Here is a 10,975-nt window from a genome sequence, read left to right as displayed (position 1 = left end):
AAGTGTTGTTGCTCTGAAGTGTTCATGTCTTATACTCCTATTAGATATCACCGAAAAGTGATATAAATATAAGTATGAACGTTATTGGTATTTTATTTTTCTGCCGCACAGCGGCTTCGTTCAACAAGGCAATTAAACGGAACTAAAACAGTGGGTTACGTTTCGCTTCGCTACACATTATAACCCACTTTTTTAGTCCGCTTATTGCGGCGTTATATTGCTATTCGTAGGTAGGAGTTCTAATGAGAGAGATATCCCCAGCTGAAAACATGTCGGCAGATGAATTTTTACAAGTTGCTAATCCTATGCAACAAGATATCGTCAATGTAATACGGAAACAAAAGTTATCTGGAGTGCGTAAACTTCCATCAAAATCGCTTCATTGGTAGATGAAAATTTGTTTGGTCGTTCGGAAATGTGTCAACAATTCTCGATGTTACTCGAACTTTCTTTAAACGGACAATCAAAAGATTTGGACAGCCATCTATTTGAATAATTGCCATCGTTAAACTATCTTTTATAAATGCATATTTTTGTATTTAAGAGGTAGTTTATTATGACTCAATCTCGCCAATCACAAGTATCATTATCTGATACACCTTATTACCACTGTATTTCGCGTTGTGTTCGCCGGGCCTATTTGTGCGGGGAAGATAAATACACAGAAAAGTCTTTTGAGCATCGACGTCAGTGGGTTGTTGAGCGAATGCATTACCTCGCTTCTCTTTTTAATATCAATATCTGTGCTTACGCTATCATGTCCAACCATTATCACCTCGTATTGCACATCGATGAGCAACAAAATGAAAGCTTAACTGATGAAGAAGTTTGTGAGCGTTGGTGTCAGCTCTATTCAAAACCTGTATTAGTTGAGCGTTGGCAATCCGAGCAAACAACCTCAGAAGCAGAAAATAAAGCAGCATTAACTATTATTAATGGGTGGAGAGGGCGATTAGCTGATATCTCATGGTTTATGCGCTGCTTAAATGAATTTATTGCGCGTAAAGCCAATAAAGAAGATAACTGCTCAGGGCGATTTTATTCGCTGCCATCCATGGCACTCACCCTTTAGGCCAGCTAAAGCTGTTCTAATTTTTTCCCTACAAATTAGTGGGAAGGACGCTTTACTTTCTTATAAATCATGAGGCAAGCGCTATTAGATGAAGATGCACTATTAACCTGCATGGCTTATGTCGACCTAAATCCAATCCGCGCCAAAATGGCTGCTAGCGTTGAAAGCTCAGAATACACATCAGCTTATGAACGCCTATTACCTTGCAAAAAAGTTGGTGTTGCTCAACAACAAGAAAAATCGTCAGATTTATATCATCAGAAACCACTGTTTGGCTTTATTGGTGATGAAAATCAAAATGATATGCAGGGTATTCCATTTTCACTATTAGATTACATCGAGCTTGTCGATTGGAGTGGCCGTATTATTCGAGAGGATAAACGAGGGGCTATTTCAAGCCAACGGCCTAGGTTATTATCAAAACTAGGATTAGAAAATGATATTTGGTTATCACTGGCGAGTAGTTTTGGAAAAGATTATCACGGAGCGGTGGGCTCGTTAGAAGCATTAGCTGCTTATGCAGGTAACACAGGCAAACGTTGGATAGCCAGTAAAAATCAATTACGGCTACATTAAGTCGCGTATTTTTTGTTTAAAACAAAATAAACACATTATTAGCAGTGGCTAAAATCAGACATACCTGAAAAGCCACTATTTGCGTAAAACCTCTCTTAATTTATGATTTTCTATTATCAAAAATTTTTAGGTTACCGTTTTGATAATAGAAATAGGATTATTTTTAATGTTTTAAATCGATGGATGTCCGCCTTTTTGCGCACCTGAAAAAACCATTATTTGCGTAAAACCTCTCTTAATTTATGATTTTCTACTATCAAAATTTTTAGGTTACCGTTTTAATAATGAAAATAGGATTGTTTTTGATGGTTTAAATCGATGGATGTCTGCATTTTTAGGCAGTTATAACGATATTAATGATTGGTGGAAAGAGTTTGAATGCCAATAAAATTGACGTTCTGAAACAAGTCAAACAGGAAATTTAATAAATACTGCCAATTGGGAGTATTTATTAAAATCGTTTAGTGCTTTAGGTGACATAAAAATTACTGGCTGTCCTGCTTGTTTACCTTTATGTTTATTACCTAATCTGTTTTATTGCATTACGCGTACATTAACTGTAATGAATTAAAGCGCTACATCTATCCACACTAATCTATGATCTGAAGAGAGATCTTTACCATCACCGTAGTTACCAACTCGTTCATCATTAACTAATAAACGGCCATCTTCATAAGAGGCTGGCCAGAAAACACCAGAACCAATAACGGATAATTCTGTCGACGGAATAATATGATCAACGCGTAAACTGAAGGTACTTGTGATACGTTCAGGGTATGTATTTTCATTGCAATCTCCAGTGTCCACACATTCAGTCGCACCTACACTAGTAGGTACATAAGTACCTGTTGTTGCCTCCGTATTAACTCGTTGATGGCTTAATAAGTTTTGAATGGATTCAAGGTAACCGTCTCCATTTTCAGGATCAGCGTTAAGATCGCCCATGATAATAAATGAAGCATCGTCAGCAAGTCCGCCGATTATGCCTTGATCATCATAAATATAATCTGCATTGCTTATATAATCATCCCAAAACTTAATTTCAGCGCTATTTAACAATTTATTATTTTCAGTCACCGTATCAAATACTGGTGGTGTTGGATGCGATAATAATAAATGAATCGTTTTATCGCCGGATGCGGTAGGGATGATAATAGGCGCATCTACATGGTTTTTAGATGATAAAGGTTTAGCTGCCCAAGCGGCTTCTGTATACCATTCATCGCCACAGGCTAATCCTTCAGGAATTGGGTTGTTCTCATCATCACAGTTAGTAATTGTTGGATTAGATTCTCCAGACATATCCTTCCATTTAAAGGTTTGGAATGTTCGAATATTATCGGTGTCGATAGGGTATTGAGATAATAGACCAAAAGCATATTGCCCGTGATAAAACCCAAATCCCCAAGCATCACCAGGTAATGCAACAGTGCCACTTCTATCAAGGTCAAATTCACTTAGTAAACCGGTATTCGTTGAGAAGCTTTCAGCATAATCAAAGCTGATAGGTGCTAATAAATCTTCTTCTGAAGAAGTTGCACCTAATCCATTTTGAGAAACGGCTAAATAGTTATTTTTAAAGCCTTCAATAGCTTCTTCATTTTCACCTAATCCATCATTGTTAAATTCCCCCATCATTAATACTGCTGGGCGTTCAGTTTGGATAATAGCGGCGACATTTTTAATTTGAATCACTTTTTCAGTAGTTGCAAGTTCTTCATCGGTCAGTTCACCTGCAAACCATTTTGTCATTAATGCATCTTGTTCGGCTTTGGTTATTTGCATTTCTTCAACAAGATCTTCATAACTATTACGATCAAATGATAAATTGTAAGTAGCGACTCTTACATCAGTTGATGTTGTGGTATTGCTGTCATCATTACAACCTGCTAATAAAGCAACAGAAATAGCAGCAGCTGCCGCGGTTTTTAAAAGTTCCATTTTTACCTTCCAATATCTATATTTTGTAGTTTATTTATGAATGGTGGGTGTAAACCATATTATGTAATTTTATTATTACAGTAATACTTTACTTGACCATTTAGACAGCTTTTTAAAAAAAAGGCAAAATAAGTTTACAAAAATGCTTAATAAATTAACTAGTTAGTTAATAATGAAAGGGTGCTCCTATAAACATTGATGACTCTTAATGGATCATTTACCTGTTGCTCATGTTGCTTTAGCTACTAATAGGTAGATATGTTAACGCATCACGCTAATCTCGATTTTTGGATACATTTTATTATTATCGTAATAAAGCTGTTAGTGAGTTACTCCGTTTTGGTTCTAAATTCGGTTAACCAATATAAAAAAGCAACGACACCAAAAGAGCCACCTAGTAACGAGACACCAGACCAACCACCAAACTCAAACACATATCCCGCAGAGGCTGAACCTACTACGCCACCGAAGAAAAAGCTGGTCATATAGGCTGTGGTAATGCGGCTTCTTGCGGCAGGGTTTAATGTATAAATGACACTTTGATTTAAGATATGTGAACCTTGCTGTCCTACATCCAGTAGCACTACCCCAATCATGATTACTATAAGATGGGTGCTGAATAAGCCCATGACCGTAAAAGCAATTATGATTAATGACAACAATAATCCGGTTCCCATGCGGGTATGTCCTTTGTCATGAAGTTTGCCTGCAAAACTTGCACTCAAAGCACCTGCTGCGCCAAGTAAACCAAACAACCCAATTAATGAATCACTGTAATTATAAGGAGGACGAGCAAGCAAAAAGGCTAAAGAAGTCCAAAATACACTAAAGGATGCAAACCCTAGCGTTCCATAAACAATTCGTCGTCTTAATAAAGGTTCATCACGTAATAAATGAAATATTGAACCAATTAACGCCGGGTAAGATAAACGCATTTCACCGCGACTTTGGGGTAATATTTTCCATAGAACGGCCGTTTGAACTAGCATGCTAAATGTTGCAAACCAAAACACAGATTGCCAACCATAATTATCAGCAATGACTCCTGATACTGTTCTTGCTAATAAAATACCTAATAACAAGCCAGACATAACTCGGCCAATCACTGCTCCACGTTGCCCTTCTTCTGCCAACACTGCAGCAAAGGGGACTAATACTTGTGCTGCAACAGCCGTTAAACCAATCGCTAAACAGGAAAACAGAAACATACCAATGCTAGTCGACATCGCTGCACCAGCTAATCCAATCGCAGTACCGGCTGTGACAATGGTAATTAAACGACGTCGTTCAAGTAGATCGCCAAGTGGGACTATTAATACTAAGCCCAATACATATCCAAGCTGCGTCATGGTGATAATCAGCCCTGTGGTGCCGATAGACGTGCCAAACACATTTGCTAATGTGTGCAGTAAAGGTTGTGCGTAATAAAGGTTAGCCACAGCCAACCCGCAAGCAATGGCCATGACATAGACTAATAAATTATTCGGTTTTAATGATGGTAAAGTCGTAGAAGGTTGATTGTTATGATCACTTAAAGGATTAGTCAAAGCGGGTTAACCTCGGATTTTTTGATGAAATTGAAAGTAAAGTAAGGAAATTAGCAAGCTTGGGAGTGCTATTCATTTATCATAACGTGTCAATGGATAGAATGTAACGGTATTAACCATTAAAAAATAACAAGGGTAAATGTGACTAAAGAGGTGTCTGAATATGCAATATTTTGTGACGGATATTTGTAGTTGGATAAGGAATATCAATATGTTGGGCTAATATTAAGTACATCTAGCGGTCTTCGCATCGATGTGGCTTTTTAGGTTTTTAGTTCAAGCAATAAATATATTATTTAAAAGAGTATTATTAATATTGCTCTTTATGTCGTTTTCAAGGAAACTACCCATACCCTTTTAAGGGAACTACTTTAATAATACAAGGAACTAATTCTATATGACGGGTTTAAACAACCAAGATAGCAATCCAAACAGTGATAAAAATCAACTTAAAGCTTTGCTCGAACAACCTATTGAAGACTTACCTACTATCTCACTATACCGTATTAGATACCTAGCGACTGAGCTCTCTATGGAATCTGTTGTTGCCCATGCTCAACAGATAATTGATAAACGCAACAATAGTTTGTAATTAGTTATTTATTGACTGAATTGAAAGCTAACTAGTCATTAGGAGCTTTCATCAACTTTGAACGATCTTCATCATCAACCACGCTTATTATGATGCCGTTTTACATGCTCACAGATCGTTTATTATGGCTCAATCTCGAACGCCCCAAGTATCAAGTTTATCATTATATTTGACGTTCTTATTTGTGCGGTGAAGTTAAATACACAGAAAAGTCCTTTGAACATCGACGTCATTTGTCTTTGAACCAATGCATTAACATTCCTCAACCTTTAACATCAATATTTGTGTTGACATTATTATGTCTAATCATTACCTGCTTGTTCTCCATGCAGATAAAACTCGAACAATAATCCAGTTGATGAATATCTTATTTCTCCATAAATTTTCTTGCCTATTACTTTCAAAAAGTTACTTATGATTCAAATTAATCAATCAGTTAATGAAAAATATAATAACTTATTGAATGTCTATTAAATGTAAATTATTGTGACTCTTTATTAAAATAAACTGGCTGAGTAATGAGTTATCGTATCGTCAGTTTCCAATGGTCTGGTGCAAATGAAAGTATTAATTTTTGTTTTTTTGATGGCAGTTCTTGGCTTTAATGCTCATGCCTCAACCTTATTAGAAGGTCTTTCAGAGGCGCTGTCTGAGACGCCTTATTCTGCGGTGGTGACACCGATAAAATATTCAAAAATAGTGAAAGCAGAAAATCATGAATCTATTGTTACTATTCAAGCACAAGTAAACACGCCAATAAGAGGTGAACTTCCTGAGTTAATTACTTTTATCGCTGTGATGGATATTGAAGAATCTCTTGGTAAGGTTGGTCAGCCCATTTTAATTGCTTTTTGTCAGTCTGGAAATGATTTATATTTTGCGGGTGTCGGTGCTGCTTTTGATGTTACAGAACAAATAATTCATCATGCTAAAATAGTGACAAAAGGGTTAAGTAAAACACAATCACGGTTCGAATTTTGTCATTAAGACTGACAAGTTTTAATGGTTTACTTTTTTAACAAAAAGAATGTTTAATTGACTAGATTTTTTATTAACGATAAGAGATTCAGGTTAGAAAATCTTTATTGTGGCTCATCCTTTCAAAGCCAAAATTTTTAATCGCTTACTTATTTTATAAACGGATTTGTAGCAAACTATGAAAATAAAAGATTTCAATCAATTATTAACAGAGGTGCGTGCTTGTGCCATTTGCGAACCTAACTTGAAAGAGGGTGTTCGCCCTGTGTTACAAGTTAATCAACATGCAAAAATTCTTATTGCAGGGCAAGCACCTGGTTCAAAAGTCCACGCGACAGGGATTCCGTTTGATGATCCGAGTGGCGACCGATTAAGAGAATGGATGGGGATTGATAAAGACACTTTTTATAACTCACAAAAAATCGCAATATTACCCATGGCTTTTTGTTATCCAGGAAAGGGGAAGTCAGGTGATTTACCGCCTCAACCGATATGTGCAGAGACTTGGCGTAAAAAGTTACTTGAAGCGATGCCAGAGATTCAGCTTACACTTATCATTGGGCAATATGCTTTGGCATGGCATTTACCGAGCCGAGAAAAAAATCTTACCGAAACAGTCAGAAATTGGGCCGCTTATGGAGAGGACGTTATGCCTCTTCCGCACCCAAGCCCGCGTAATAATATCTGGTTAAAAAAGAATCCTTGGTTTGAAGCAGAGGTAATAACAGTATTAAAAAGTAGGGTTCATAAAATACTGCTACCATCATTATGAATCTGTGTGAGGTTCTAAAAAAGTAAACCAAGCATCGATTTAAACTAACACTATTAACTCCGGCAGTTAATGGCTAGCAGGTTCATAGGAAAAGGTTGGCTTTGCTAGACACTTACTTGATTGCCCCATAATTAGTGACTAAATTTAGAGTGAGATGACACCATCAGATTCGTATGGATATTCTTATTTTTCATTTTTGTTATTAGCGATATCATCTCTGGTTTAAATACTATTTGATTAATAACCGACCTTAAAATAATGAATATATAGTGCCACTCGTTTAATGTTTTTTAAGTCGATTGAGGTTCTGAGTCTGCGCTGCCGAGTATAATTTCAACCTCTTTGCTAACAATCTCTGCTACGGTCATACAATCATCAATAGTGAAGGTAAGGGGAATACGGATATCAATTAATTTTCCTAAAATATGCTCTGTAGATTCTAGGCGGGTTTGGTCTTTAAGGTAATGCCAACTATCATACTTACTGGTATAACCGCTCGGCTCACTGTCACCAAACCACTTAATAGTAACTCCTTTCGCTTCACATTGGTCAATAAGCGATTGAAAACCACTTGGCAATAGAGTGGGGACAAAAAATTGTATAGAGCTAGCAACAAACTGCTCTTTGGCATCTCGTACTATTAACTCAATATGGGGACTTAATTGGAAAATTTGATGCATAGAATGATATCTCTCATTCCAGCTAATACATTTTTGATTGAGTGATTTCAATTGTGGTAACAATATTGCCGCTCTCAAGTTATCCATACGACCGCTATAATTTGGGGTTGTATACTTAATAGCGTCAAACTCTTTTTTATCAGGCGCGGCATAGTGTTTTTCATAAAGCATGTAAGATCCTGAATATATAATAGCTTTAGTTATAACCTCGCTATGAGGAGTAATTAGCAATCCGCCTTCACCTGAATTAATATGCTTATAAGTTTGTGTACTGAAACAGGCGACATCCCCAAAGCTACCACTCATTTTTCCATTCCATTTGGCACCCATAGTATGAGCACAATCTTCAATGAGTAATAAATTAAAGTCTTTACAGATCTGCATAACAAGATCCATATCAGAAATATGCCCACGCATGTGTGAAAGTAATAGGTATTTGGCACCGCTAATACGTGCTTTATTTTCTAAGTCACCTAAATCAATACAAAGTTTTTGATCGATATCGACCAACACAGGTATACCACCGGCATTATCTATCGCCCCTGGAACAGGCGCTAGTGTAAAAGCATTACAAAGTACTTTATCGCCATCTTTTATACCTAGTGCTTTTAATGCGATATGCAAAGCATAACCACAGGAAGCACAAGCTAAACAATTATCAACTTCCATGTATTGGCTGAATTCAAGCTCAAGTTGATCAGTTAGGCTCTTTTCTCCAGGGTTTACATTATATCGATGTAATCTTCCTGACTTCATTACCTCTATTGCCGCTTGGATACCTTCATCAGGAATTGCTTCCTGTTGAGTGAAGGATTTTAGAAAAGACATGATATAAAGCTCCTTGAAATAACTATTTATTCATCTGAAAAGATGACAGTTCGAATACCTACCATAGCGTATTCAGTCATCATTACTTTAGTTCCAATACATACTTATAATGGAGCCAGTTAAATTATCTAGTTTTGAAATTAGCATTGTTTAAAAATTTAATGTTCAGTTTATTTGAATGAGCAAATGAATAATCAGTAGGATTAGCTTTTGATTTAATGTGTATTATGAACTGCGCATAGTTGGATAAGTGTGATTATTCATTATTTGGAAAATGTAAGTACGGTTTCCTATTTACTTGATACTTTATTATCTACTTTTGATCCCTTAAATCTTTCAGTTCGTATTTAAAAATAGAAATTGTCACAAGGTCAGTTAAGTGTTTTATTATTGATTTTGCTAATATTTTCCTACTTTAAACTCAATATGATTAAGTATTAAAAAGGGAATAGTTTGCTGATATGTCTAAAATGTTTGCTCACCAGAATTATTCATGATCAATTTTACTTTGTTTTTTTTACTCACTGAATTTTAATAGGACACCAATTTGATTTCATCTTTCTTCCGTTACACTCTCATTAGTACTGTTGTTTTATTAACTGCTTGTAGTCAATCAACTATTGATCCTAATTATCAAGTGTCTGAATCACTACCCAATTATTCTCAGCACAATTTTCAACAATACATTGAAGAAACAAAACTGTGGTTATTGGATAATCGAGTCTTTAAAAGCAATGATATTGAAAAAGAATTACAAGCGAACCTTCCTTTTGAATTAATACCTGAAAACCCAAATGGAGACGCAGTACTGTTAGTGCATGGTTTGGGTGATTCACCTTATTCGTTTACAGACGTAGCACAACATCTAGTTGCACAAGGTTACCTCGTCAGAACAGTGCTGCTGCCCGGGCATGGTAGTAAACCAGGGGATTTAATGTTGCCCACAGAGGAAGATTGGCAAGCGGTAGTGAATCACCATATTGCACTATTAAAATCGAATTCAAATAAGCTTTGGTTAGGTGGCTACTCGACAGGCGCAAACTTGGTGACATCTGAGGCATTAAATGATGACGATATAGCAGGGTTGTTGCTCTTTTCTCCTGCGTTTAAACCGGATTCATCCGTTGTAAAGTGGGCTAGCCTCGCTAGTTATTTGGTGACATGGGCGGATCAAGATCCTGAAACGAATTATACGCGTTATAATTCTTTGCCAATGCATGGTGCTGCTGTTTATTACGATACTGTAAAAACGGTCCAAGCTGATTTGGAAGACGTCACTTACAATAAGCCTGTTTTCATGATGATGAGTGAAGGCGATAGTGTTATTGATACTGCATTTCCCACTAACGTATTTCAAAAACAATTTACCAATGAAAACAACCAACTGATATGGTTAGGTGAGAATGATTTGTTAATCCCTAATGCCACTCGGTTCAGTATGGATCGCCCCGATCTAAACATTGTTAATAGCTCTCACATGGGATTATTGTTTTCTCCTGATAATGTTGAATATGGCGTAGAAGGCAATATCATTATATGTAATAACGGACAGACTAAAGAACAAGAAGCGTCTTGTGAACAGGATGATGATGTGTGGTTTTCTTCTTACGGTTGGGCAGAGAAAGGTAAAACACTTGCTCGCTTAACTTATAATCCTTATTTTGAACAAAGCATGGAAAAATTAGATAGAGTGATGCACAGTGAAGGTTAGTTTCAATAAAACTGACTGAAAAAAGGTGTTTTTTGATAGTTGCGGACGACAATTATACAGTTTAGTTACGTGATGACACATGTAAGGAGATGGTTGTTATGGCTCATCAATCGTTTTAATAAGGTTGAAACTATTGATGAATCAATTAATTGAATACACTATTCGAATGCATTACGTAAACACACTATATAAATACTTCATATAAACACCTCAGACAAACAATAAACTTTTTGGATAATCGGTATTACTGGCAAAGTATATTAAGTTTGTGTATGTCA

The 10,975-nt window shown here is 36.4% G+C and carries 10 protein-coding genes; 7 read left to right on the top strand and 3 right to left on the bottom strand.

Annotated features, from left to right (window positions below; all coding sequences use genetic code 11):
* Positions 1-242 precede the first annotated feature (242 nt).
* From Q0794_RS13735 to Q0794_RS13725, 3 genes are all read left to right on the top strand, one after another.
* Positions 243-389, top strand: coding sequence for a hypothetical protein (locus Q0794_RS13735; protein ID WP_298942838.1), 147 nt, complete (start codon positions 243-245; stop codon positions 387-389).
* A 167-nt stretch (positions 390-556) separates the two neighbouring features.
* Positions 557-1,072 carry a transposase gene (locus tag Q0794_RS13730; protein ID WP_298942836.1) on the top strand — a complete coding sequence of 172 codons (516 nt, stop codon included), beginning with the start codon at positions 557-559 and terminating at the stop codon, positions 1,070-1,072.
* A 69-nt stretch (positions 1,073-1,141) separates the two neighbouring features.
* Complete coding sequence (locus Q0794_RS13725) at positions 1,142-1,648, top strand: hypothetical protein (protein ID WP_298942834.1); 507 nt, start codon at positions 1,142-1,144, stop codon at positions 1,646-1,648.
* A gap of 567 nt (positions 1,649-2,215) precedes the next feature.
* On the opposite strand, the gene Q0794_RS13720 is transcribed toward Q0794_RS13725, so the two are convergent.
* On the bottom strand, positions 2,216-3,589 hold the full coding sequence (locus Q0794_RS13720) for an endonuclease/exonuclease/phosphatase family protein (RefSeq protein ID WP_298942832.1): 1,374 nt from the start codon (positions 3,587-3,589) through the stop codon (positions 2,216-2,218).
* Between the two features lie 329 nt (positions 3,590-3,918).
* Positions 3,919-5,136: an MFS transporter gene (locus Q0794_RS13715; RefSeq protein ID WP_298942830.1), complete on the bottom strand. Its 1,218-nt coding sequence runs from the start codon at positions 5,134-5,136 to the stop codon at positions 3,919-3,921.
* Between the two features lie 397 nt (positions 5,137-5,533).
* Between Q0794_RS13715 and Q0794_RS13710 the strand changes: the two genes are divergently transcribed.
* From Q0794_RS13710 to Q0794_RS13700, 3 genes are all read left to right on the top strand, one after another.
* Positions 5,534-5,728, top strand: a complete 195-nt coding sequence (locus Q0794_RS13710; protein ID WP_298942828.1) for a hypothetical protein — start codon at positions 5,534-5,536, stop codon at positions 5,726-5,728.
* A gap of 558 nt (positions 5,729-6,286) precedes the next feature.
* The gene (locus tag Q0794_RS13705) at positions 6,287-6,715 is read left to right on the top strand and encodes a hypothetical protein (RefSeq protein ID WP_298942827.1); all 429 of its coding nucleotides are present in this window, start codon (positions 6,287-6,289) and stop codon (positions 6,713-6,715) included.
* A gap of 169 nt (positions 6,716-6,884) precedes the next feature.
* Entirely contained in the window at positions 6,885-7,478 is a 594-nt protein-coding gene (locus Q0794_RS13700; RefSeq protein WP_298942825.1) for a uracil-DNA glycosylase family protein, read from the top strand.
* Positions 7,479-7,768: 290 nt separating this feature from the next.
* On the opposite strand, the gene Q0794_RS13695 is transcribed toward Q0794_RS13700, so the two are convergent.
* On the bottom strand, positions 7,769-8,986 hold the full coding sequence (locus Q0794_RS13695) for a DegT/DnrJ/EryC1/StrS family aminotransferase (RefSeq protein WP_298942822.1): 1,218 nt from the start codon (positions 8,984-8,986) through the stop codon (positions 7,769-7,771).
* 547 nt (positions 8,987-9,533) lie between these two features.
* On the opposite strand from Q0794_RS13695, the gene Q0794_RS13690 reads away from it, so the two are divergent.
* Positions 9,534-10,697: an alpha/beta fold hydrolase gene (locus Q0794_RS13690; RefSeq protein ID WP_298942821.1), complete on the top strand. Its 1,164-nt coding sequence runs from the start codon at positions 9,534-9,536 to the stop codon at positions 10,695-10,697.
* Positions 10,698-10,975: the final 278 nt, after the last annotated feature.

Source organism: uncultured Psychromonas sp. (assembly GCF_947489755.1).
Classification (GTDB): Bacteria; Pseudomonadota; Gammaproteobacteria; order Enterobacterales; family Psychromonadaceae; genus Psychromonas.
This window is presented reverse-complemented; position numbering and strand designations above follow the sequence as displayed.